The organism is Acetomicrobium flavidum, assembly GCF_900129645.1.
Classification (GTDB): Bacteria; Synergistota; Synergistia; order Synergistales; family Acetomicrobiaceae; genus Acetomicrobium; species Acetomicrobium flavidum.
Genome location: NZ_FSQZ01000001.1, coordinates 1411583 through 1436958, shown reverse-complemented (window position 1 = coordinate 1436958; position 25376 = coordinate 1411583). Strand labels below are relative to the sequence as shown.

20 protein-coding genes are annotated in these 25376 nt (G+C 45.7%); 5 read left to right on the top strand and 15 right to left on the bottom strand.

Going from position 1 to position 25376, the window contains the following annotated elements:
- Nucleotides 1-23 precede the first annotated feature (23 nt).
- Both tyrS and BUQ78_RS07155 read right to left on the bottom strand, forming a co-directional pair.
- Nucleotides 24-1304, bottom strand: a complete 1281-nt coding sequence (gene tyrS, locus BUQ78_RS07160) for a tyrosine--tRNA ligase (RefSeq protein ID WP_074199766.1) — start codon at nucleotides 1302-1304, stop codon at nucleotides 24-26.
- A 75-nt stretch (nucleotides 1305-1379) separates the two neighbouring features.
- Nucleotides 1380-2840 carry a hypothetical protein gene (locus BUQ78_RS07155; RefSeq protein ID WP_074199765.1) on the bottom strand — a complete coding sequence of 487 codons (1461 nt, stop codon included), beginning with the start codon at nucleotides 2838-2840 and terminating at the stop codon, nucleotides 1380-1382.
- 248 nt (nucleotides 2841-3088) lie between these two features.
- Between BUQ78_RS07155 and BUQ78_RS07150 the strand changes: the two genes are divergently transcribed.
- Nucleotides 3089-3607 (top strand): DUF2179 domain-containing protein, encoded by a 519-nt coding sequence (locus tag BUQ78_RS07150; RefSeq protein ID WP_014807555.1) that lies wholly within the window; start codon nucleotides 3089-3091, stop codon nucleotides 3605-3607.
- On the opposite strand, the gene BUQ78_RS07145 is transcribed toward BUQ78_RS07150, so the two are convergent.
- Complete coding sequence (locus tag BUQ78_RS07145; protein WP_074199764.1) at nucleotides 3539-4942, bottom strand: sensor histidine kinase; 1404 nt, start codon at nucleotides 4940-4942, stop codon at nucleotides 3539-3541. The two genes, BUQ78_RS07150 and BUQ78_RS07145, sit on opposite strands and share 69 nt — an antisense overlap.
- The gene (locus tag BUQ78_RS07140; protein WP_014807557.1) at nucleotides 4942-5577 is read right to left on the bottom strand and encodes a response regulator transcription factor; all 636 of its coding nucleotides are present in this window, start codon (nucleotides 5575-5577) and stop codon (nucleotides 4942-4944) included. The genes BUQ78_RS07145 and BUQ78_RS07140 overlap by 1 nt, the downstream gene beginning before the upstream one ends.
- A 145-nt stretch (nucleotides 5578-5722) precedes the next feature.
- Here BUQ78_RS07140 and BUQ78_RS07135 point away from each other — a divergent pair, with 145 nt between their 5' ends.
- Nucleotides 5723-6127 carry a hypothetical protein gene (locus tag BUQ78_RS07135; protein WP_318259562.1) on the top strand — a complete coding sequence of 135 codons (405 nt, stop codon included), beginning with the start codon at nucleotides 5723-5725 and terminating at the stop codon, nucleotides 6125-6127.
- Nucleotides 6128-6150: 23 nt separating this feature from the next.
- Here BUQ78_RS07135 and BUQ78_RS07130 read toward each other — a convergent pair whose 3' ends face one another.
- The 6 genes from BUQ78_RS07130 to malQ are packed head-to-tail and all read right to left on the bottom strand — an operon-like array spanning nucleotide 6151 to nucleotide 13627.
- Complete coding sequence (locus BUQ78_RS07130) at nucleotides 6151-8829, bottom strand: AAA family ATPase (RefSeq protein WP_074199762.1); 2679 nt, start codon at nucleotides 8827-8829, stop codon at nucleotides 6151-6153.
- The gene (locus BUQ78_RS07125) at nucleotides 8826-9944 is read right to left on the bottom strand and encodes a metallophosphoesterase family protein (protein ID WP_014807560.1); all 1119 of its coding nucleotides are present in this window, start codon (nucleotides 9942-9944) and stop codon (nucleotides 8826-8828) included. The genes BUQ78_RS07130 and BUQ78_RS07125 overlap by 4 nt, the downstream gene beginning before the upstream one ends.
- Before the next feature lie 2 nt (nucleotides 9945-9946).
- The gene (locus tag BUQ78_RS07120) at nucleotides 9947-10516 is read right to left on the bottom strand and encodes an HDIG domain-containing metalloprotein (protein WP_074199761.1); all 570 of its coding nucleotides are present in this window, start codon (nucleotides 10514-10516) and stop codon (nucleotides 9947-9949) included.
- Nucleotides 10517-10561: 45 nt separating this feature from the next.
- Nucleotides 10562-11197 carry a hypothetical protein gene (locus BUQ78_RS07115; protein ID WP_074199760.1) on the bottom strand — a complete coding sequence of 212 codons (636 nt, stop codon included), beginning with the start codon at nucleotides 11195-11197 and terminating at the stop codon, nucleotides 10562-10564.
- The gene (locus BUQ78_RS07110; protein WP_014807563.1) at nucleotides 11172-12119 is read right to left on the bottom strand and encodes a chemotaxis protein CheV; all 948 of its coding nucleotides are present in this window, start codon (nucleotides 12117-12119) and stop codon (nucleotides 11172-11174) included. Before BUQ78_RS07110 ends, BUQ78_RS07115 begins: the two co-directional genes overlap by 26 nt.
- Before the next feature lie 23 nt (nucleotides 12120-12142).
- Nucleotides 12143-13627, bottom strand: a complete 1485-nt coding sequence (gene malQ, locus BUQ78_RS07105) for a 4-alpha-glucanotransferase (RefSeq protein WP_074199759.1) — start codon at nucleotides 13625-13627, stop codon at nucleotides 12143-12145.
- Between the two features lie 157 nt (nucleotides 13628-13784).
- Between malQ and nifJ the strand changes: the two genes are divergently transcribed.
- From nifJ to BUQ78_RS07090, 3 genes are all read left to right on the top strand, one after another.
- Nucleotides 13785-17348 carry a pyruvate:ferredoxin (flavodoxin) oxidoreductase gene (nifJ, locus tag BUQ78_RS07100; protein WP_074199758.1) on the top strand — a complete coding sequence of 1188 codons (3564 nt, stop codon included), beginning with the start codon at nucleotides 13785-13787 and terminating at the stop codon, nucleotides 17346-17348.
- 151 nt (nucleotides 17349-17499) lie between these two features.
- The gene (gene ppsA, locus BUQ78_RS07095) at nucleotides 17500-19884 is read left to right on the top strand and encodes a phosphoenolpyruvate synthase (RefSeq protein ID WP_014807566.1); all 2385 of its coding nucleotides are present in this window, start codon (nucleotides 17500-17502) and stop codon (nucleotides 19882-19884) included.
- A gap of 27 nt (nucleotides 19885-19911) precedes the next feature.
- A complete protein-coding gene (locus BUQ78_RS07090; RefSeq protein WP_014807567.1) occupies nucleotides 19912-20256 on the top strand; it encodes a cupin domain-containing protein in 345 nt (114 codons plus the stop codon).
- A gap of 61 nt (nucleotides 20257-20317) precedes the next feature.
- On the opposite strand, the gene BUQ78_RS07085 is transcribed toward BUQ78_RS07090, so the two are convergent.
- The 5 genes from BUQ78_RS07085 to BUQ78_RS07065 form a co-directional block, all read right to left on the bottom strand.
- Nucleotides 20318-21199, bottom strand: a complete 882-nt coding sequence (locus BUQ78_RS07085; RefSeq protein WP_014807568.1) for an isocitrate lyase/PEP mutase family protein — start codon at nucleotides 21197-21199, stop codon at nucleotides 20318-20320.
- A 2-nt stretch (nucleotides 21200-21201) separates the two neighbouring features.
- Nucleotides 21202-21699 carry a 3-isopropylmalate dehydratase small subunit gene (locus BUQ78_RS07080; RefSeq protein WP_014807569.1) on the bottom strand — a complete coding sequence of 166 codons (498 nt, stop codon included), beginning with the start codon at nucleotides 21697-21699 and terminating at the stop codon, nucleotides 21202-21204.
- Nucleotide 21700: 1 nt separating this feature from the next.
- Nucleotides 21701-22960: a 3-isopropylmalate dehydratase large subunit gene (locus tag BUQ78_RS07075; RefSeq protein ID WP_074199757.1), complete on the bottom strand. Its 1260-nt coding sequence runs from the start codon at nucleotides 22958-22960 to the stop codon at nucleotides 21701-21703.
- 22 nt (nucleotides 22961-22982) lie between these two features.
- Nucleotides 22983-23636 carry a GntR family transcriptional regulator gene (locus BUQ78_RS07070; protein ID WP_074199756.1) on the bottom strand — a complete coding sequence of 218 codons (654 nt, stop codon included), beginning with the start codon at nucleotides 23634-23636 and terminating at the stop codon, nucleotides 22983-22985.
- A gap of 194 nt (nucleotides 23637-23830) precedes the next feature.
- Entirely contained in the window at nucleotides 23831-25219 is a 1389-nt protein-coding gene (locus tag BUQ78_RS07065) for an MATE family efflux transporter (protein ID WP_318259560.1), read from the bottom strand.
- Between the last annotated feature and the right edge of the window lie 157 nt (nucleotides 25220-25376).

The following is a 25376-nucleotide window of genomic DNA, read 5'->3' as shown; positions in this document are numbered from 1 at the left end:
AAAACACTGATCCTGAGTCCCGCTTACCTATTAAGCTCTATTAAATGATACCTCTTTTTCCCAAGCTTTAACAGCAGGTATTTCCCATACAGAAAGTCATTCTCGGAAACCATACAATTTTCATCGAGAACTTTCTCGCCGTTTATGGTGACAGCTCCGCTTCGAATCAACCTACGAGCCTCGCTTTTACTGGAACAAGCACCAACTTTTGTCATTATATCCACTAAGGAGGAAGGGACTTCGCTGGCATGACCGCTTGGCACTTCCAGCCTTATCTCCTCCAGTAAATCTTGGGTAAGATCCTCAAGGGTATAGGATTCCCCGAAAAGAATCTCACTGACCTTCTTAACCCTTTCTACTGCCTTATCGCCATGAACAACGCGCGTCACCTCGTAAGCAAGCTTTCTTTGGGCCAGTCGCATTTCGGGATGATCGTTATGTTCTGCCATTATCGAATCAATTTCATCAAGAGGAAGAAAAGTGAAGAGCTTTAAGAATTTAGGCACATCACGATCATCAGTATTTATCCAGTACTGATAAAACTTGTAAGGCGTCGTGCGCGAAGGCGAAAGCCACACCGTGCCCTCCTCCGTCTTCCCGAACTTTTGGCCAGAAGCCGTCAAAAGCAAGGGATACGTAAGGCCGTAAGCCTTCCCCCCAAGCTTTTTCCTGATCAGATCAATGCCGGCAATTATGTTTACCTGTTGGTCATTTCCTCCCATCTGCAGGATACAATTTTCATGTTTATATAGGTGATAAAAATCATATGCCTGAAGGAGTATATAGGAAAACTCTGTGTATGTAATGAACTTATCTGGGTCCTCAAGCCGAGTCTTTACGTAATCACGGGCGATCATGAAGTTGACCGTAAAGTATTTCCCTATATCTCTCAAGAATTCAAGCAATCCCAACTTGGACAGCCAAGTATAATTATTGACAATTTTTGCCGACGACTCGCCACAATTAAAATCGAGGAAATGCTCGATCTGCTTTTTGATTGAAGCCATGTTGCTCTCGACCTGCTCCAGCGTCAAGAGCTGCCTTTCTTTGGTCTTCCCGGAGGGATCTCCGATCAACCCTGTGCCGCCCCCTGCAACGGCTATTGGCTGATGTCCGGCGCGTTGCAACCAGGCCAATCCCATTATGGGCACAAGATGTCCCACATGGAGGCTATCAGCTGTCGGATCGAACCCTATATACCCAGATACAAGCCTTGCCTTAAAAACAGTTGACAGTTCCTCCGGATCGCTGCACCATTCCATAAATCCCCGTTCTTGTAAGATCTGAACAACATCCTTCGGCATCGATATTCCTCCTGAAAAAATTTAATCATCCTAATTATCCTTGAAAAACAGTTAAATGCAAATTGCATCAATTTATCAATTATTCGCCTGCGGGCTTTTATATTGCCACAACAGCTCTCCATCGGTAATGCTCTGCAATCCCATGAAGAGATGCCCTGCATTTTTTAGCGTTTCAATGGCCTTGTATAGCTTACTGAAATTCTCCCGGATACCAATTCCGGCTGACACTTGGGTATTAAAAGCCTTGTTTACAGAGAGAAGCCTTTCTATATCTGCGGCAATTGAGCGAAAATCCACGTCAGCCCAAAATATATATTCCTTTCCGGCAACTGCAGGAAGCGCTCTATCTAACGTAAGGCCATTCAAGATGGCATCATTCGAGATAAGGCCAAGCAAGGTCATCTCCTCACTAGAGGCCAATACCAAGGAAACCGGGAGCTCAATAACCCCTCCACTCTCAAAGCCCTCCAAAGGACTTCTGTTGATCAATAAACTTTGAAGCCTGTTTTCCCATATATAATCTACTATTTCTTTACCTAACTCCTTCCTGTTCGGAAACTGAAAGAGCACTCCTGGCAAATTAAACGTGAAGACGTTGGCTTCGCCGCCCAAAGAGAAAATGACCTGACCTCTTAAAAATTCTAACAATTTATCCGGATTTACACCCAATGTGCCTGCCAATGACGAGACTCCTTTCGCTAACTGTGGCGTGTCAATCATGGTAAGCCCTAGGGCAAGCGAACTTTGAGACGGGAGGATATAATTCCCTGACCATTTCTCGGGACGAGGCAAACTTACTTGCTCTTTGGATAAAAGCCCCTCGATGCCCTGGATTTTCCATTTGGCATTTAACTTTTTATCATCGCAAATCCACGCTAACTCTCCTTGGATATTTGCTGGAACATTGCACCTCAAACGTCCTGACCATTCCCCCTGTACAAGCCATTCGAAGGAGGATATATCCCTTTCATTGTCCAGGTTATGTTTCATTATGTCCAAATCATCCATTGACGACGACACTAAAAGGATATCCCTATAGGGCAAAATCAAGATAGGATTCGATTGAGATGTGTTTACCTTCACGATTCCATCGACGAATTCATAACTAACATCAGGATATGCCTCTATCCACTTGGCTGGCAACTTGCCCAAAGATATAGTATGCAAGATTTCATGATCGGGTTTAATTGCCAGATAAAATTTCCTATCCCTGGGCAACACCAGACAAGCAGTGTTTTTTGAGCCCTCGAGCATGGATAACAACATATCGACAGATTTAAAGTTGACATCCTTGATCGACAAAACCAATGACAGGAGGTTGTCAACGGCAACCGTTTCTTTAATATGAAGCAGAGTCGATCCTTCCTCGACATACAACACGTAAGGTTCTCCTTCTTCGGGAATCGGCAGTGCATTAATCGCTGCTTCCTCTCGAAGAGGCTTTCCCAAAAAAATCAAACCACATATAAGGATTGCTAATGCCACAACGCAAGACGACCAAAAGACAAGCGAGCTTTTAGATCTGACGTTTCTCAAGAAACTCCCTCCCACCATCATGGCAATTTGCCTGCCTAATATGTCATTATCAACAATACTCCCTGCAGCAGGACCTCCGTCGTCCTGCTGCTTACAAAGAATATTAACTTATACGAAGCATGCTTGCTAGTATCGCTTTCATTTACAATAATATCGTTAAGGAAGATATTTTTCGACAGCTTACATAATATATCATTTAACCAGCAATATAGCCACTACAACCAGCAAAGCGCGAGGAGCGATGAAAAATGGCCACAGTCTTGGGATTGCTTTTTATTTTTTTTGCCAGGATAGCGGATGTATCGATCGGCACAATTCGAATTCTCCTTTTGGTCCGAGGAATGAGGTTAAGGGCTGCAGTAATCGGGTTTTGTGAAGTAAGCATATACATGATAGCCCTTTCAATCGTATTAGGTGGCGGTAAGTTAAGCCCCTTAGAATTAGTGTTCTACGCTGGAGGATTTGCTACTGGCAACTACGTCGGGTCATTCCTGGAAGAAAAATTATTATCAGGATATGCCTTGATCGAAGTAATAGCAGAAAGCAGCCCTCTGGTTAGAGAAAGGGTCGAAAATCTAAGAGAGGCAGGATATGGCACAACGGTTCTGCGTGGAGAAGGTAAATTCGGTGAAAGAATGATCTTAAAGATAGTCTGTGAGAGAAAGAAAATTAACGACGTATTGACCAAAGTTAAGGGATTAGGATTTGCCTACATCTCCGACATCAAAAGCGTTTCCGGGGGATTTTTCCCCAGAAAGGGGAAGTAATACTTTACATAAAATTATTGTACCTCTGTTTGATGATGATTTTATGTCAATTTGGCCGTTTACCATGCGCATTCTTTCTGCCATATTGGCTATTCCCCTATGCCCTTTTATCCTTAAAGATTCGATATCTCCCTCAAAGTCAAAACCACTTCCATCATCTTCGATTTGAAGCACTAAATATCCTTTCTCGCAAGCAAGCCTGACCCAGACGTTCTTTGCACTGCCATGCTTTACTGCGTTATTGATTGCTTCCTGTACTATCCTAAAAAAAGCTAGCGTTACATCCTCGTTAACATCAGGAATTTCACTTGCTTCCAGATATACTTTGATCCCGTAAATGCGGGCAAGCCTTTCTGTGAGCTCTGTCAACGCTTGCAGCAAACCAAGATCCAGCCACGGTGGCGAAAGCGTGTCGCAAAGCCCCCTCAACTCCCTCACGGCAGCGGTTGCGCTTTCTTCGGCTATTTCTATATATTTTTTTGCCCTTTCGCTCCAACTTTCTTGCTTTAGCAATAATATTCTCTGAAGTAGCGCCGTTACATCCTGAAGCGGGCCATCGTGTATTTCTCTGGCCAGTTTAGTCCTTTCCTCTTCCTGCACTTGAACCAGATCCGATACATATCTCTGTGTCAGCTCTTCCCTTTCCTTTGCCGTTTCAGCCAACTGGTACAATACCTTCCTTAGCCTGCGAAGCTCCCAGACAGCAATGGGGTCGTCGGGCTTTGGGAGGTCTATGCCCCATTTCAAACTGCTTACCTCAGCTTCCAATGACAATAAGGGCATTATCAACCATCGCCAGAAGGCCCACACGGCACACATCCCAACTATGGCCAAAAGCCCAACTGCCGCGGGCCATAGATGCGAGAACCGTACCATGGGCCCAAGCAATTGAGACCATGCCACTGCCGCAATGACATACCATCCTTGCGAGGTGGGAATCGCAGCTATTGTGTACGTATCTCCTAGCGGCCCCTTGAGAAGAGTGGCCCTGCCCACAGGAACGCCAACTTGCCAAATCTGGGGTAACACATCTTGCGCTTTTGAGGATGCGGCTAACAAATTTCCGTCCTCATCCACTAAAGCTACCCATCCTGGCATCGACATATCCAAGACCAAAGAGTCCAAGGATCTAGGCGGCATCATCAGAGCGCGATGTATAAAACGTGGCCTGTCAACCCTCGAGGCCACAGATTGGGCCAAATCCAACACGTAGGACTCCGTCACATTTTTCATGGCCCTTTCATGTTCAACCACTCCCCAACCTGTGACGATCAAGATTGCGATGGAGGGAATTAACACTAACAACGTGAGGATCAAAAGCAAATGCCTTCTCATTATTCCAGCAATTCCTCCAGAGTTACCACACCGTACTTCAAAGCCAAAAGCAAAGCTTCAGTTTTGTTGCGTGCTCCTAATTTGTCATATATCGAAGCCAAATGCGTTTGTACGGTTCTTTCGCTTATATAAAGCTTTGAGGCTATTTCTTTGCTGGATTCTCCTCTGCCAGCCAACAGCAAGACTTCTCTTTCCCTCGGAGAAAGGCCTTCCGGGCTAAATCCGGGCTCCTCTACGGCCTTGGCAACTTCCTTATCCAGATATACCCCCTGAGACGCCACTATCTCTATGGCCCTCAAAAGCTCGTCCGGCGATGCAGTCTTCAAGATATAGCCTTTGGCGCCTGCCCTTAAGGAGGCTAACACATATTGTTGGGCATCGTAAGATGTCAGCATGAGACATGCCACTTGCAATCCTTCTTGCCTGATACGGCGAACCAGAGTTACGCCATCTATACCGGGCATTCTAATATCTATGAGAGCAACGTCAGGCATTTGCTCTTTTATCAATTCCCAAGCGCTTTCGCCATCCGAGGCTTCCCCCACCAGCTTTATGTTTTCCCTTCCCTCGAGATAGGACTTAAAACCCTCTCTCGTCAAGGGATGATCGTCAGCCAAGATAACCCTTATCACCATAGTATACAACCTCCAATCTATGACCGATCTTTCCGATAACTATTGTAATCATAATTCCATGATCTTATATTAAGTAAAGATGCTTATTGTACTCGTCATTGTAATCCGCAATGAAAATTTTTTTGAAAGGCAGGCGAAGCAAAAGTTGAATTCTAAAAAGATGACGATGTTATTGTGTATTACCTTGGTGCTGATGGTGATTTCTATTTATTTAGGAGTCAAACTGCACGACTTGAATGGCAAGCTTGTATCGCTCCAAAGGGCATACCAAGATCTCAGCGCATCAATTCCGCCATCTCCATCTTGGCCCGAAGGAATTACAAGAGATGGTATGATCGACCAACTTGTCAAGAACAAAGAGTTATTCCCATGGCATGGGGTACTTGGCGGTACCATGGACATTTACGATCAAAACCAGGTTTGGTTTATAGGCCCTGCCTGGTGTATGGCGTACATAGAGGACGGACATATGGGCGGGTATATGTTGCTGCGATATAAAATAACAAAGAAAGGAATCGAATGGAGGTTAATAGATAGCGAAGAACTTTAAGGGTAAGTTTGGTGGAATTTCAATCAGTTTTCAATGATTTTAAGCTTGCCTCCATTTACCTCTATGCGTTTGGGAAAAAGGGCCGCAAAATCTGGGTCGTGCGTGATGACGCCCACAAAGGCTTCTTTGCCCAAGTTATCGAACAGATTCATCATCATTTCCAAGTTTTCATCGTCCAACATGGCGAGCCCTTCATCGATAAACAGAACTTCCTTAAAACCAACCTTATTTGCCAAATGCCTGAGCATTAGCAAGGCCACCATGGCCCTTTCTCCTCCGGATAAAGTAGTGACATCACGCTTGAATCCGTTGACAATTGCATAGAGCCTGCCGTTTTCCGATACTAGCGAGAGGCCTCTAAAAGAAAGGGCTTCGTTGACGGCATCAAGTAAACCGCTAAGTATCGTGTCGCTTAAAAAGCGAACGAAGTTTCTGCCATCGGAATACTTCTGAAGCTTTAAGGCAATATCATATGCTTGGTTGAGGCGTTCGAATTGCTGCTTGATCGATCTCATCTCGCCTTCCAACGACCTTCTTTGCTGCAAATCGTACTTCAGTTTTGTTATTTCATCCTTTCGAGCTTCTATTTTTCGGTTTATTTCTTCTCGTAAACTCAACAATTTATCCAGATCAGGTAAACCATCGCGGATCCTCGGTTCAAGCTCTGATAATTCTTCCTCAATATTGGCAAGTAAACCCTGAAGCCATTCTATGCGATTTTTCTCTCTTTCAACTTCTTCTTGTTTGCAGGGCCTTACGTCACCACTATGAACAAGTTGCCATTTGTCCTCGTGACTTAGCTGATATTTTGCACATACTGCTTTAAATTGGCTCGTCGCTTCTTTGAGCTCTTTAAGAACAACATCGCGCCTCCATTGCAATTCGGCAAGCTCCACTTCCATGGTGTGCCTTTTCTCGTTAAGGCGGTTAATTTCTACGTTCAAGCCATCGCCTTTGCTTCTGAGAATTTCCATCTCCTTCAATAAATCTTCTCTTTTTTCGCAAGCTTTAACGACATACTGAGGATCAAGATCTCCAAGCTCTGGCTCTAATTTAAGCAAAGTTGCCGTCATCGTTTGAAGATCGCTCAAATTTTTTTCAAGGACTCCTACCAGCTTTTGTCCCTTGATTTCAAGCACTTTCATTTGCTTATCTACGTCATCTAACGCAGCTTCTATATCATCAAGCGAAGCTTCAGGGTATGTCATGCCCCCACACATATGGCTTATCTCATCCCTTAAACGCCTTCCTTCCTTTAAAAGGAAAAGGGCCTTGTTCTGTGCATTTGCCCACTCCGACAAAGCCTGACCCAAATCCGAAGAGAGCAAGCCTTTGGCAACCTCTATGGCTCGATTTCCCCTGAAACGGCTGAAGTCAACAACGCCATTAGGCGCCAGTTCCGTGATCCAATCGATCAACTTGCTCCTTATCCTTTCGAGCGCAACTGCCATGGAATGAGAGGCACGCTTGTGTTCATCGATGATCTCGACCAAATTCCTTCGCAATTTCTGACAGACCAAACCCTGGCGACGAGATGTAATTTGGTCATAAGCCTGTTTATTTTTATGAATTTCTTTATTAAGCAATTTAATATCTTGTTCACATTTAGTGATATTACGATGTAAATCGATGTACTTATAAGCTAAGTCTCGATACTTAGCAATATTATTCAACTTTTTTATCTCATTTAATAGATTTTTATAATTATTTCTCAAAAGTTCTATTTCATTAAGTTTCGGGTTTACCCTTTTATCTATGGCATTGATACCATTTTCGACCAGCCTGATTTTCTTTCGAAGGCCTCCGTAATTTACGGAAGCTGCGACTAGCCTTTTTAAGGCTTGTTTTGCGTCATATAATCTTAAATTCTCATAAAGCCGTTCGAAGTTATCCTTGGCTTGCTCTATTTCCGCTTTATATCGAGAGGCTCGCGCCTGGAGGTCTTGGAGTCTTTTTGCCGTTTCTATGGCCTTTTCGTTCAAGGTCAATTCATCCTGCAATCCTCTCAATTGATTGTTTAAGCTGACCAAATTCCTGTTTATCTCTTCAAGGGGTGGCATCTTTTCCAAGAAATCGGAAATTTTGGACAAATGGCCCTTGATGTTTTCCACTTCTCGCGATGCGTCTTCTATGACCCTGCGAACCCTTTCCTGCAGCGTGCTTTCGCCCTCCAACCCCAAGGACGCAACCAAGATTTGCCATCTGTCGCCTGGGGAAACATCCACGAACTTCGTGACCATTCCCTGAGGCACAAACACGGTCGAGATAAAGGCCTCTCGCAATCTGCTTAAAGTGGTATCAGTGGGGTTTCCAATGAAAGGCGAAAGTACCTTCACAATTCCTTCATTCACTTCTCTGACGGTGGAGGCAAAGGGCTGCCATCTCCCGTCGACGTGCCTTTCTAATAGCGCTTCTTGTTGGCCCTTGGGCGCCCTAAATTTCCTAGTTACCCGATATTTGTTACCATCCTTGACAAAGGTGCAGATCACATATCCTTCCGATGTGCCAGTCCTGATGATGCTTTGATTGTTGACGTTCCTAACTGGAGTCGTCGAGCCGAAAAGGGCCAAGACCAGCGAATCTAGGATAGAACTCTTTCCCGCGCCATTTGGCCCGACAATGGCCACCGCCCCAGGTTCAAAAACTATAAATGCTTCCCTAAGGCCTAAAATGTTTCTTACCTTTAAATCTAACAATTTCATTCCTGCTCATCCGTTTCGAAGAAGGATTTCAATTCGGACCACATGGTCGAGGGGTCTTTGCCCAAAAGCAGGCTTTCTCCTATGGCCTTCAAAATTTCCTTCGTCGCATCGTCCTCATCTTGATTATCTATGAAGCGCTTCCATAAACCCAGTACATCAAAGGGATCTTGTGATGAACTGGTTGTCTGCAATATTCCGTCATTAACGGAAACCGCGACTATCCGATCGTCAGTCAAAAGGCGAAATTTGTCCAGCAGTTGCGACACAGGTAATGCCGATCTGTTTAGGACTACCCTAACATAAGCATCCTTCGCAACTTTGTCTAGGGATTCGCAAAGTTTGCTGGAGGCCTCAGCTTCGTCATCGTATTCTAATGTAACGAGCGACTTTCCCTGAAGGGGAACATCGATAATATCTGCTCTTTCATCTACGACATAAACCCCCAGATCGTTTCCTTCCTCTGCAAAGTCCAAACGGATTGGCGAGCCAACGTAGTAAATGGATGAACTTTTACCCTTTACCTTATAGTGTCTATGGATGTGACCGCAGATAGTCTTGTCAATTTCAAAATCCACTAAAATCCTTTCGGGAAGGGTTATTTCGGAAAGGCTCAATGGAGTTCCCTCAAGTGCCATATGAGCAAAGCATAACCGGATACTACCTTTTGGGGCATCCTTCCATCGCACTTTCAAGAACTCCTCTATTTCCATGCCCTTGGGCAAGTCATGTCTTCGCAAGTAGGGAACCAAAAATATCACCGTATCACCCAGGGTCACAAAGCTTGCATCGTCCACAAATACAAACCTTCCGTCCCCTTGAAAGAGTTCCCATATCCTGATGCCGCTCCAGTCATGGTTTCCCTTGAGCAAATATATAAAGGGTTTAGCGGGAAGAGATAGAACTTCGGAGAAAAACTTGGCTATGGGCAAAACAACGTCCTCTCCAGGATACCGAAAGCTATGGAATATATCTCCCAGGGCAAATAGGGCATCTACATTAAAATCCCTGGCCACATCGTATATTTGAGAGAGAGCCAGAAGAAGTTCGTCCCTCCTATCGACCCCCCAGGTACGTATTCCAGCATGCAAGTCGGCACATAAGAGGATCTTCTTCAATGCTACCCCAACCCCAACTCCTGCTCTATGGGTCGTAACGCCTCTATGACATGCTCGATCAACTCTGCCAGAGGCATTTCAAGCAACTGAGCCCCCTTTTCAATTACTTCCCTATTGACTCCCTTGGCAAAGGCCTTATCCTTCCACTTCTTCATGACCGACTTTGCCGTCAAGTCCGAAAGCGAACGGCTAGGCCTTACAAGCGCTACGGCTATTACGAATCCCGTAAGCTCATCTACAGCGTAAATGACCTTTTCCATTAACGATTTAGGTTCAACTCCAGTCAATTCCCAAGCGTGAGCCAACACTCCTCTTATAACTTCCTCGGGATATCCTGCCTCCTTCAACCATTCGGCTCCTTTTTTAGGATGTTCCTCTGGACATTCCTCCCAGTCCAGATCGTGGAGCAGCCCCACGATGCCCCACAAATCTTCATCTTCACCAAAATGCCTTGCAAAATATCTCATCGCGGCCTCAACGGCCAAGGCATGCTTTACGTGGCTCTCGTCATGATTATGCAATCCGAGCAACGCATAAGCCCGCTCCCTTGATAGGTCAAACACAGCGAACATCTCCTTTCCGCAATTAATTTCAACCTAGGCGTTTGCCTGTGGACATTAAGGTTTAGGAAGATCGAGAATATATTTCGTTTCTTCAACTTCAAGCTTGCTGCAAATATCAAGTATCGCTAGCTCCACTAGGTCATCCGTCTCATAGGGGATGAAAAAACGCCTATACCCAAACCTCTCGGCATAAAAGGATAATGAGGATGTCTCATTGGTAGATACTTCGTTTTCAAGTTCACGAGTAAAGCGCTCTAGAAAAGTCCTCTCGTCGAAGAATGGATCGCTACTTATTAGGGCAATTGCCTTACACTTGCCCAGACGCATTTTTCTGTCCTTGAGATCGCAAAAGCATATGCCAACCTTTATGTCTTCGAATTCCTTGACAAGACTTGACACAAAGGTTTCCATAGTTCGAGAGTAGGAGAAAAGCATCATAAAGCCCAACGGAAAAACCATATCCCTGCCGGGGTCTATGGTCTTATCGTAAGATACAACTCCGACCTCTCCATAGTTCATTCCTCTCAAATAAACGAGCTCGCTCTCTAGTTCCATTGCATAGGTAGCGATATCTCTTATAAGCTCATCCGTCCCACCTAAGAAAGAGACAGGCTTATAATCAAGCCCATATGGCGTCCACATGGGCACCTCGAAATTTACGTTTCTAGCCCAAAGAGGCAGTCCCTTCATGGTTTTTACTCCCAACCTCCCTTCGTTTCCTTAACAGCTCGCCGACCTTTGCAATTAGCTGCTCTATTTCCGGTTTTGTTATCTGCCCGTCAGCGCCGACGCTTTGAGCCTTCTTCTTGATATCGTCGGCCATGATAGACGAAAATACAATAACAGGTATATTACGCAAGCGCTCGTCTTCCTTGATCTTTTTCGTCAAAGCCAAACCATCCATCTTGGGCATCTCGATATCGGTTATAACCAAATCGAATGCCTCGCCCTCATCGCACAGCCTGTCCCAAGCTGCCTTGCCATGAGATACTGCCTCAACATTATGAAAACCGCCCTTGGCCAGCACGTCTTGAATCATCTTTCGTATTAAAGGCGAGTCCTCAACTACCAGTATTTTGTACTGATCGAGATCTCCCAAATCGGATACCGCGCCATGCATCCTTGTCGAATCCACCTGATACTGGCCAGCTAACTGTGGATTTACGACTTGCACTATCCTTTCATAGTCTAGTAGGAGTATGTTTCTTTCGTCCCTTTTGATTACGTACAAAACGTTTTCACCCAAAAAGGTCCCCGTTAAGGTTGCATCAAGCTCTTCGGAATGAATGCGGTAGATCCTTTCCACTCCATCTACAACAAAGCCTAGCTTCATTTGGTTAAACTCTGTGACTATTACTTTGCTCTGTTCCAGAGGAACCGCCGGCGTGATGTTTAAATATATGCGCAGGTCGATCAGAGGTATGACCTCACCGCGAACAGTTGTTATGCCAAGCATGGCCGGATGTGACTGAGGCACCGGACGCACCCCGGTCCATCGCAAAATCTCCCTAGTTTTGTCGACGTTTATGGCAAAGCTTTGATCCCCAAGCGTAAAGACTACTACCTGCCATTCGTTGGTACCAACTTCCGTCATTATACGATCCTCTCGCATCTTTTCACCTCCTCAAATTTCATCTAGCCCCTATCTGCGAACATCGTAATGCCTTTAAACCATTTTAACACCGGTGCTCTCATCATATCCTCATGCATACGCCATTGCCAATTACCATCCTTGCTGGCCGGCCTGTTCATTCGTGCTTCAGGCCCAAGCCCCAGTATATCTTGAAAGGGGATAATCACCAACTTGGCTACGGACAGCTCAACTAAACGAACCATGTCACGAGACACACAGTTTGCCTCCGTTTTACGTCCTAAGAAAAGTTTCAGATTTTTTACGGCCGCTGAGGAGGCTTCCTCCAGAAACCATCCCAACGCAGTATTATTATCCTGAGTCCCAGTATAGGCAACGCAATTTTCAGTGTAATAAAACGGTGCGTGTAAGTTCTGTTTCGGGTTGTCCAGCCCAAATAGAATGACCCTCATGCCAGGTATATGGAAGGCGTCCATAAGTTGACGAACATCCTGAGTTATCTGCCCTAAGTCCTCCGCTACTATCGGAACATTGCCTAAACGATTTATTATAGCATTGAACAACTTATTGGCAGGGCCCTTCACCCATCTTCCGTTAACGGCCGTTGATTCCTGTGATGGGATTGCCCAGTAAGCCACTAACCCCCTAAAATGATCTATCCTAACCATGTCGTACAATCTGAAGGCATGAGCCAATCGCCTAATCCACCACTCGAATCCATGCTTCTCCATTGCATCCCAGTTATATAGGGGATTACCCCAATATTGTCCTGTTACGCTAAAGTAATCTGGAGGAACGCCAGCTACATGGGTTGGCATGCCTCTTTCATCGAGACAAAACATCTCCCGGTTCGCCCACACGTCGGCGCTATCGTGAGCCAAATATAGAGGCATATCCCCAAACACGCTAATCCCCTTTGATTTCGCATACAAATGCAATCTATCCCACTGCCGGTAAAAGATGTACTGAGCAAATTTTTCAGCCATTATTTCATTGGCAAACTTCTTGCGTGCCATTTCTATGGCTTGCGGTTGCCTGCTTTTTAGCTCATCCGGCCATTCGTACCATGGCAATTTGTAATGTGATTTAAGTGCCTTATATAAAGCATAATCTTCCAGCCACCAGGAATTTTCTTCGCAAAAACGTCGAAAATCATCGTCGGGAGTAAACTTGCAGTACCCCTTATACGACAGATCTTGGCGGATATTTATTGCATCCCTGAAATTAGCGGTAAGGCCATTAAAACTAGGAGGAAGATCTCCCTCTGTCAGAAAACCCTCCTCAACCATCGCCATTGGGCTTATCAGCATAACGTTTCCCGCAAACGCGGAAATCGAACTATAGGGGGAAAAACCATAAATTTCCTCCGTGGGATTTAAGGGTAAAATCTGCCAAACTGATTGATTGCACTCTTTAAGCAGATCGATGAAGCGATAACTTTGAGATCCCATGTCACCCACGCCCCAAGGGGAGGGCAAGGATGTGATATGGAGCAATACACCGCTTTTTCTTCCGTCTACGGGAATCACGTCCTATCTCCTAATTTGTGTGCGTTTGCGACAATTTCCTTCATTTGGTAAAATGATATACCAAAATATGCGTTTTGTGGGTATAATCCTTTTGAGAGATTCTAGTGGCAATTTGCACTTGTTTATATAAAAACAATTTTCAGAGGAGGTTCACGCGATGCCAGCAAAAAGATATGTTACCATCGATGGCAACGAAGCAACGGCATCTGTAGCCTACAGGCTATGCGAGGTCGCTGCCATATATCCTATCACTCCCTCTTCGCCAATGGGCGAACATGCTGATGAATGGGCTGCAAAAGGACAACCTAACATTTGGGGTTTTGTGCCGAGGGTAATCGAATTACAGAGCGAAGGAGGGGCATCGGGATCACTGCACGGTGCATTGCAGGGCGGAGCACTCGCCACTACATTTACGGCATCTCAAGGCTTGTTGTTGATGATCCCAAATATGTACAAGATAGCCGGGGAGCTGACATCGGCAACCATGCACGTTTCTGCAAGGACCGTAGCCACCCATGCGCTATCTATATTCGGCGATCATAGCGACGTAATGGCGGTCAGGCAAACCGGATGGGCATTGCTTGCATCGAGTTCAGTGCAGGAAGCACACGACTTTGCGGTTATCGCCACAGCATCTACGCTCGAAAGCAGGGTTCCCTTTCTTCACTTCTTCGATGGTTTCAGGACATCTCATGAAATCAACAAGATCGAGTATTTAAGCGACGATATCTTAAGACAAATGATCGATTACGATCTGGTGCTGGAACATCGTAAACGCGCTCTTTCTCCGGATCGACCCTTCATTCGCGGGACAGCCCAAAATCCGGATGTCTTCTTCCAGTCAAGGGAAGGATGTAATCCCTATTTCGCGGCCTGTCCCAAGATAGTCCAAGATGCCATGGACAGGTTCGCCAAGTTTACTGGAAGGCAATATCACCTGTTTGATTATGTAGGAGCGCCCGATCCCGAAAGAATAGTTGTACTAATGGGCTCAGGAGCGGAGACGGCTCACGAAACCGTAGAGTATTTACTTAAAAAGGGAGAAAAGATCGGCGTCATAAAGGTACGACTTTACAGGCCGTTTTCCGTTGAACACTTCGTTAAGCTTCTTCCCAAGACGGTGAAGTCCATTGCTGTGCTGGATCGCACCAAAGAATCCGGGAGTGCAGGAGAGCCGTTATATCTGGATGTAGTAAACGCCATATACGTAGCCAAGCGCGATGGCATGTTAGATGCCAATTTCAACCCCATCGTAATAGGTGGTCGTTATGGCCTGTCTTCCAAGGAATTCAACCCAGCTATGGTCAAGGCTGTCTTCGACGAACTGAAAAAGAGCGATCCGATCAAACAGTTTACCGTAGGTATAGAGGACGACGTGGCCAACACAAGCCTGAAGGTGGACCCAAGTTTCTCGATAGCCGATCCAGAATCTACCAGGGCCGTATTTTATGGATTGGGCTCGGACGGAACCGTAGGCGCCAACAAAAACTCGATAAAGATCATAGGCGAAGAAACTGATCTGTACGCTCAGGGCTACTTCGTTTATGACTCCAAGAAGGCCGGCGGATATACCATATCTCACCTTCGCTTTGGCCCCAACCCGATTAGGTCGACCTATCAGATCGATAAGGCCAACTTTGTGGCTTGCCATCAGTTTGCCTTTACAGAAAAGCTCAACATCCTCGATATAGCCGAAGAGGGAGCTATATTCTTGCTCAATAGTCCCTACAGCGCTGAAGAAGTGTGGGATTACCTGCCGCGGACGATGCAGCAGCAGATAATTGACAAGAAATTACGTTTCTATGTGATAGATGCCTACACCGTCGCGAAGGAAAAGGGATTAGGTCCTCGCATCAACACCATAATGCAGACATGCTTCTTCTACTTGAGCAAGGTAATTCCCTTCGATCTGGCCGTCGAAAAGATAAAAGAAGCCATAGTAGAGACTTATGGCAAGCGCGGAGAGGCTATAGTGAACAAGAATATAGCAGCGGTTGACGCTGCCTTAGAACACCTGCATGAAGTTAAAGTTCCAGGTAAGGTCACTAGCAACTTCGACATAAAACCGCCAGTCTCAGAAAAGGCTCCTGAATTTGTAAAAGAAGTATTAGGGCCAATGATGGTGCTTCAGGGCGACAAAATTCCCGTGAGCAAGCTTCCTGCCGACGGGACATTCCCTTCGGGCACTTCAAAATGGGAGAAGCGCAACATAGCAGTCGAAATTCCCCAATGGAACCCTGATGTATGCATACAATGTGGCCGCTGCACATTCATTTGCCCACATGCCACCATCAGGGCAAAGGTATACGACAAGTCGTATCTGAAGGATGCTCCAGAAGGATGGCAGCATGCCGATGCCAAGTGGCCTCAATATAAGGATCAGGCCTTTACAATTCAGATTGCTCCAGAGGATTGTACCGGATGCGGCAGCTGCGTCGCTAATTGCCCGGTGAGCAAAAACGAAGATCCGACTAAAAATGCCCTTAGAATGGTAACTCAAATAGACGTGAGGGACAAAGAGATTCCTAAGTGGGACTACTTCCTGTCCTTACCGGAGATCGACAAGGAAAAACTGAATACACAATCGATAAAGGATTTGATGTTGGTCCAACCGTTGTTTGAGTTCTGCGGTGCCTGTGCCGGATGCGGAGAAGCTCCGTATCTCAAGATGCTTAGCCAGCTTTTCGGTGACAGGATAACGATAGCCAACGCAACGGGTTGTTCATCGATCTACTGTGGCAACTTACCCACCACTCCGTGGACGACCAATAGGGAAAATCGCGGTCCGGCCTGGTCGAACTCGCTATTCGAGGACAATGCGGAGTTCGGACTGGGAATGAGGTTGGCCTTGAATGCACGCATCAACAGGGCAAAGCAGCTTTTAACCGAACTGGCCGGTCAAATTGGAGACAGGCTGGTGCAAGACATATTAAACGCCGATCAAGCTACTGAAGAGGGCATCAAAAAACAACGAGCGAGGATAGAGGAGCTCAAGAAAACCCTAAGTGGCATATCTGATGTAAAGGCAAAGGAACTTGCAATGCTTGCCGATGATCTGGTCAGAAAGAGCATCTGGATAGTAGGTGGAGATGGGTGGGCATATGACATAGGTTACGGCGGTTTAGACCACGTGCTTGCAACTGGCGAAAACGTAAACGTCCTGGTCTTGGATACAGAGGTGTACTCCAACACCGGAGGACAGGCCTCGAAGGCAACGCCGCTAGGTGCGTCCGCAAGGTTTGCCGCAGCCGGCAAACCTACGGGTAAAAAGGATTTAGCATTGATGGCCGTAACTTACGGCAATATCTACGTGGCACGCATAGCCATGGGCGCCAATCCAACTCAAGCGGTGAAGGCCTTCCACGAGGCAGAATCCTATGAAGGTCCTTCATTGATCATAGCTTACTCCCACTGCATCTCGCACGGGTATGACTTGAAGCGAGGTGCGGAACATCAGAAAATGGCTGTCGACTCAGGCCAATGGATACTGTTCCGATATGATCCAAGGTTAAAGGAAGAGGGAAGGGCATTCCAGCTGGACTGCAAGGAGCCCACCCTACCCTTGAAGGATTATCTGCTTTCGGAGAGCCGATTTGCCATGCTCCACAGAGATGCGCCGGAAAGGGCAGAAATGCTGCTGCAGGCAGCGGAGGCATTCAATAAGGAACGCTGGGCACTCTACAAAGGTCTGGCCGAGGTTCTCAACAAAAAACAAGCTTAAGCGAGGATGAAGGGGAAGGGTTTAACCCTCCCCCTTCATCATTTATTATGCCCTGCAAACTGCAGCATTTCATGCTTTATCATTCATTCCACAATATGGTATATTAATAGTCGCGTCAAAAAAGAGATCCCGAAGGGAGAGTGACAGAGATATGTCAAAAGGCTCTTACAGTTACATCAAATGGTTCGACGAACTTGGGAAAGAAGATATACCGCTGGTCGGCGGCAAGGGGGCAAACCTTGGCGAGATGACCAATCACGGCATACCGGTACCACCGGGATTTTGTCTAGTATCGAAAGCTTACAAGGATTTCGTCACGCTATCCAATATCAACAAAGTCATAGAAGACATCGTCTCTAAAATTGATTTTGAAAATTCGGAGGATTTGGAAGAAAAAACTGCTAAAATAAGAAATTTAATCATAGAAACTGATGTCCCGCCACAAATCGAAAGGGACATTTTACAAGCATACGCAGAGCTGGCAGAGCTTGTCAACCTAAATGAACCTGAAGTTGCGGTACGCAGTTCGGCAACCGCGGAAGACCTGCCAGATGCTTCCTTTGCTGGACAGCAAGACACATACTTGCATATAAAAGGCAAGGAAAACCTTTTGAAAAACATAAAAAAATGTTGGGCATCCCTTTGGACTTCAAGGGCCACATATTATCGCCAAATCAAAGGATTCGACCACATGAGCGTCTTGCTGAGCGTCGTGGTACAAAAGATGGTCAATGCATCGAAGTCAGGTGTCATGTTTACTGTAAACCCCATAACCAATGACCGCGATGAGATTTTGATAAATGCCAGTTGGGGCTTGGGCGAGGCAGTGGTCTCAGGGATAGTAACGCCCGACGAATTTCTCGTGGATAAGAACACTTTAAGCATAAAGGAAAAACGGATAGCAAAGAAAACGATCATGATCGTTAGAGAGGCCTCTGGAATAGGTACAACAAAGGTCAACGTCAAGGACATCTTGGGGCCGGGAGCAATCTCTGAACCCTCTTTAACCGACGATGAGGTAAGAAAAATTGCCAATATGGGCAAGAAAATAGAAAACCTATATGGATTCCCCCAGGACATTGAATGGGCCATCGACAGAGATACGGGCGAGCTTTACATTCTTCAATCGAGGCCCGTTACTACGCTTAAACCTCAGGAACAAGAGGGTCCGACCATTCTAGAAGGAAAATCTGAACCGGAGGTCCTGGTTAAGGGTTTGGCAGCTTCCCCCGGAATAGCCGTGGGTAAGGTCAAAAAAATAAAGAGCGTCAATGAAATAGGCAGGATAGAAGAGGGCGACGTGCTTGTCACGACCATGACAAACCCCGACATGGTACCTGCAATGAAAAAGGCGGTAGCCGTCATCACTGATGAAGGCGGAAGGACGTGTCATGCCGCTATAGTGTCCAGGGAATTTGGGATACCCTGTATTGTTGGCACCCAAAATTCAACGGAGATCTTACAGGACGGCATGGTGGTGACAGTAGACGCTACCAGGGGAGTGGTATACAAAGGTGACAGGCTATTTCAGTTACAAGAGCAAAAACCTAAGGCAACAGCTCAGGTCAGCGAAATGTCGGAACGAAAGATGAGGGAGATAGTTGAACAGTGGAGCCCAATAACGGGTACAAAGATCTACATGAACCTTGGAGAACCCGGGCTCATCGATAAATACAAAGACCTTCCCTTCGATGGCATTGGTTTAATGAGGACCGAGTTCATATTTACGGATATGATCGGAATCCACCCGATGTATTTAGTTAAACAAAACCAGGGAGACATATTGATAAACAGGATGGCCGAGGGAATAGCTCAAGTTGCTCAAGCCATATATCCACGGCCCGTAGTCGTCCGTTTTAGTGATTTTAGGACAAACGAATTTAGGGGTCTCAAGGGCGGTGACGAGGTCGAACCTGTCGAAAACAACCCCATGATCGGTTGGAGAGGCGTTTCCAGGTACATTTCACCGGAGTACGAAGAAGGCTTTAGGCTGGAATGCAGAGCCATTTGTAAAGTTAGGGAAGAATACGGATTAACGAATACCTGGGTAATGCTCCCCTTCGTAAGGAACCTTTGGGAGTTGGATAAAGTGAAGGCAATCATGGCTTCTGAAGGTCTAACTCAAGGTGGAACGCTGAAAATATGGATCATGGCAGAGGTGCCTTCGGTGGTGATGTTGGCCGAGGAGTTCGCCCAAAAAGTAGATGGCGTGAGCATAGGAAGCAATGACCTCACGCAATTGACATTGGGAGTCGATAGGGATTCTGGAATACTTAACAGAATGGGCTATTTCGACGAGCAGGATCCTGCAGTCTTAAAGGCCATCGAGATACTGATAAAAGCAACGCACAAATACGGAAAAACTTGCTCTATATGCGGACAAGCTCCATCTGTATACCCCGGGTTTGCCGAGTTTCTAGTTCGCAAGGGAATTGACAGCATATCCGTCAACCCGGACACCGTTGGCTATACGAGAAGGCTTGTTGCTGCTGTAGAGCAAAGGTTGCTGCTTGAAAGGGCTCTTTCTAAGGACTAAAAGAACCAAGGGGAGGTGCTTACTTAAATGACAATCTTGAAACAATCAAGCGAACAAGTAATTCGCGAGAATATGCGCGGCGGAAAGGGCAAGATAGCTTTTTATTACGTACCCATCCCCGACGACAAAGGGGCCATCAAGATGGCTTCTCGCATAGAGCTTGATCCCGGAGCGTCCATAGGCCTTCACGAGCACACGGATGATGAGGAAGTTTACGCAATTATGTCAGGCAAGGGGCTACTTACCGATGGCAGCACCGAAATTGAAGTAAATCCAGGGGATATCTTATTGACGCGCAAGGGAATGTCCCATAGCATAAAAAATATCGGCGACGTTCCGCTGGTATTTTTCGCTGTCATAGCAAAAAAATAAGTCCATAGATCGATTAAAAGGGTCAGCAATTAGCCGACCCTTTTAATCTTCGTTTCAATTATCAGTTGGTCTTATATTTCTGCGAAAGCTCATTGCACTTTGAAACTCCTATAAAATCCGTGAACTGTTTGAAGGACCACATTTGATCCTGAACGTCCCTATCGGTTTTCTTGACCCTTATCTCCTCTGCCAGAGAATACATCGCTTTGGTGGCAGAAAATAGCAACCCCACGGGAAATATGACTATCTTGTACCCTAACCTTTCAAGCTCATCAGCGGAAAGCATGGGAGACTTTCCACCCTCGGCCATATTGGCTAAAAGAGGTATGCCTTTCAGCTCTTCCGATATTTGTTTAAACTCGTCTGCGCTGTATGGAGACTCTACGAAGATGACATCAGCTCCAGCATCATAATACTCCCGGGCACGCCTTATCGATTCCTCCAATCCCATTACTGCCCTAGCGTCAGTCCTTGCTATAATCTTAAAATTAGGGTCGGTCCTGGCGTCGCAGGCTGCCCTTATCTTTTGGACCATCTCACTTGAGCTTACAACTTCTTTGCCTTCGAGATGACCGCAACGTTTAGGAAATGTCTGGTCCTCTATGTGGATGGCCGCAACGCCACTTTGTTCATACTCGCGTACAGTTCTACATACGTTCAGGGCATTACCATAACCGGTATCGGCATCAGCAATTACCGGTATATTTACTGCCCCTGCTATGCGTCGGGCATTATCTATCATCTCGGACATCGTTATAAAGCCCATGTCTGGCAAACCAAGCAAGCTTGCCGAAGTTCCAAATCCCGTCATATATGCACATTCATGCCCTGTAGCCTCGATGATGCGGGCGGACAATGCATCATAACAGCCAGGTGCGACGATTATCCCATCATCTTCTAACATTGTCGCAAACCGCTTGCGAACGCTCTCGGTCTTGCCCATATTTACGCCCTTCCCTTCATGTTTTTCACATATTCAATTAAACCGCCAAGGCTTAGTATGTCTTTGATGGATTCAGGCAGCGAAGGAATCTGATAACTTCTACCTTTGGTGATATTCTGAAGCACACCAAGGTCCATATCTATTTCCAAAACATCGCCTTCATCCGTCTCGTCGACTGCTTCAGGGCATTCTATGAGTGGCAGTCCAATGTTAATTGCGTTGCGATAAAATATGGCAGCAAAGCTCTTCGCTACTACAGCACCTACCCCACATCCCTTAAGAGCCATCGGCGCATGCTCTCTGGAGGATCCGCATCCAAAGTTTACGCCTCCCACGACTATGTCACCAGCTTTGACTTTTTTGGGAAAATCAGGGTCTATTCCTTCCATGCAGTGCTTTGCCAGTTCTTTTGGATCAGTAAGGCTCAAGTATGCTCCCGGAATTATGACGTCCGTATTCACGTGGTCGCCATATTTTAAAGCTCTTCCCTTTATTTTCATCTCACATCACCTCTGCAGGATGAACCAATCTTCCGGCTACCGCCGAAGCTGCTGCTATCGCAGGATTTGCCAGGTAAACTTCGCTTTCCTTGTCTCCCATACGACCTACGAAATTTCTGTTAGTCGTGGAAACGCACCGTTCTCCCTTGGCCAAGATGCCCAAATGTCCACCGAAACAAGGACCACAACCCGGAGGCAATATGGTAAATCCGCTATCGGTAAAAGTCTCGATCAAACCCTCCTTCAATGCCTGAGCAAATACCTTCCTGCTGCCCGGTGCAATCAATCCTCTTACGCTAGGGTGCACCTTTTTGCCTTTAACTATCTCTGCAGCAATGCGTAAATCCTTTATGCGACCGTTAGTACACGAGCCTATGAACACTTGATCGATCTTGATGTCACCTACCTCCGTAACGGGCCTAGCGTTCGAAGGCAAATGAGGCATGGCCACCATTGGTTCAAGCTCGCTTAAGTCCACATCGATGATTTTTTTGTATATGGCATCAGCGTCGCTCTTGTATTCCTTGTAATCTCGCAATCCCAAAGCATCCACAAACTTCTTGGTGACCTCATCAAAGGCAAATATGCCATTAACGGCTCCGCACTCGACTGCCATATTGCAAATGGTAAAACGGGAATCCATATCCATATATTTAGCGCCTACACCATCAAACTCCAAGGACTTTCCCAGGGCTCCATCTGTGCCTATCATCGATATTACGTAAAGTATTACATCTTTGCCCGAGACCCATTTACCAGGAGCCCCTACCAGCAACACCTTCATTTGCTCTGGAACCTTGAGCCATGTCTTGCCCAAGGCCATGATTCCTGCCACATCGGTACTGCCCATCCCCGTGGAAAAAACTCCCAAAGCACCATGGGTTACCGTGTGAGAATCGCCGCCTATCACCAAATCGCCAGGTTTTACCAAGCCGTCCTCCGGGAGAACAACGTGCTCTATTCCGTAACCAGCATCATAAAAATGACATATCCCTTTTTCTGCAACGAAATCGCGCATGGTCTTTGAAAGTTTTGCGGAAGTGACATCCTTGTTTGGAGTAAAATGATCCAACACCACCACTATTTTGTTTTTATCGAAGACGTCACCATCCCCCATCTTATTAAATACTTCGACGGCAACGGGTCCCGTTATATCGTTCATCAAAAGCAAGTCCACATCTACGTCGATGATATCGCCCGGTTTGAAATTTCCTTGTTTACAATGAGCAGCAAGGATCTTCTCAGTTACTGTTCTTCCCATTTTGCATATCCCTCCCGATAATCTAGTGCCTTCTCAAGGTATAATAACTTTCCGATCTATCTTTTTTGAATTGTTCTATATCTTTTGCTTTTAAGTAATCTATTATCCTGACATGATACTCATAGGTCTTGATTAAATCTGCATCCATAAGGAAGTTGTACATTCCTAAAATTAATAGGAGGTAAATGTCAAGAAGCACTTTTACGGTCCATTTAAGATTTGACTTGGACCAAAGATATTTATGAAATTCTAGATCTTTTAAAAGAAAATTACCTAATATAGGCTTTCCTGGAGTGTTTAAAAGAATAACTTCTTTCATCTCTTGAACTAGTCTTTTTAAATGATTTATATCCTCTTGAGATAATGCATCTCTACTGATCAAATCATTAAATATGCGCTCTTCAAGCAAATATCGAATTGTATATATTTCTTCCATGTCTTCTTTACTAAATTGCGTTATTTTAGCACCTTTATGGGGTACAATTTCCACAATACCGATTGCTGCGAGCTCTCTCAGTGCCTCTCTGATCGGAGCTTTGCTGACGTTAAGCTCCTTTGCAATGACAGATTCGTTAATCCACTCGCCGGGCTTGTATTTATCTGAAAACAAGATCTCGACCATTAGCCTTTCCTTAACAGCCCCCGCAATGCTCCTATAGGGCATTTCATCCAGCACGCTTTTTGTGCCTCCTTTTCTTAAAACAATTTAAAAATTAGTCGAAAGTCGAATTCGAATGTATCCAACGTTTTAAGAAAAATAGCACTGTTTTATTATTTATTCAATAGGAACATAACTAAAATACAATATACACGGCGGGTAAGCGCTTGGAGCGTAAAGCGCAGGCAGCACATCAAGAGCAAAAGCCAGGTCTATACCCTTATCGTCTTCCAGCGATCGGATGTGTATCTCTTATAAATAAAAATCGAGCGAAAAAGTTGGTCCAAAAGCTGAGCAGTCCATAGACCAATCAATCCAAACCCCAAGGCGACAAACACCTTAGCAAACACCACCCGAATACACCAAATACCGATCATGGTGGACAACAAGGGCCAACGCGTGTCGCCAGCACCCCTCAGGGCACCAGCCAATATGAATTGGGTAGATTGCAGGGGTTGCATAATTGCAACTATCTTCAATGCTTTGGCAGCCATGCGCGTTACCTCTGCGTCGTTGATGTAGATATCGGCAATTTGCCTGCCGAAAAAGAAAAACAAAAGGGCAATGGAGAAGGCTATTATCATGCCCAGGCGGCGAGTTTCAAAGCCACACCTTTCGGCGACATCAGGCCTACCAGCCCCCAAACTTTGTCCGACAAGAGTGGTTGCAGCTATGCCAAAGGCCTGACCTGGAGCAAAGGAAAGCCCCACGACATTAAGAGCTATCTGATGAGCAGCAAACACCATTGTGCCAAGGCTGGCCGCAGTTCGGGCAAACTCGATCTGCCCCGTCCTTAACGCCACTTGTTCAAGCCCGGATGGCAAGCCGATCCTAAGCATGCGCTTTACGAGGCCAACATCAACCTTTAACCTCAGCAAAGGAAAATTCGAAAATATAGACCCTTGGCGGTGCACAGCATAAAAAGCCATCATCATGCCAAGACCGCGTGAAATAGTGGTGGAAAGTGCGGCTCCCGTCACTCCCATAGCAGGAAAACCAAGCTTGCCGTAAATCAATATGTAGTTCCCAAATACATTGATTAAATTGGAAAGGATATTGTACTTCATTGGACTGACCGTGTCGCCAGCACCCCGCAGTGCAGCAGTGATACCCATGGTTATAGCGATGAAAATGGAACCTAACGCCACGATGCCAAAATAGGATGTAGCCAGAGGGATTACCTCAGGCTTAGCACCCATGAATACGACAACTCTTCTGGCAAAGAGAAAGCCAATCAAACTGGTCAATACACCCAGGATAGCAGTCAAGATCAAGGTTTGCCTTAACACAAGGCCAGAGGATCGCCTATCGCCAGTACCGATGAAACGAGCTACCAAAACTGTGGTGCCAACATTTAGAGCCTGAAAGACGGCTAATATCAACATCATTGGCTGGTTGCTTATTCCCACGGCCGCTAACGATGCAGCACTGACGTTTCCCACCATTATCATGTCTACCATACCAAAGAGGGTAGCCAGCATCAGTTCCAGCAAGGACGGCAGGGCAAGGATCCAAATATATTTATCCAGTAGCTTTTTGTTTAGCTTATCGTTATCGAACAAATTGTCTAAACTAATTGCTTTTCTTTTGACATTCATCATTCATCTCGCACCTAAATTTAATTATAACACTGTCATATGAAAATGAAATTCTCATGCACAATGTCATATTATAATAATGCTACATTAATTCATAAATAAGTAAGGGCAAATATGAATATTTGCCCTTACTTATTTAGCTAGACCACATTTAGTTATC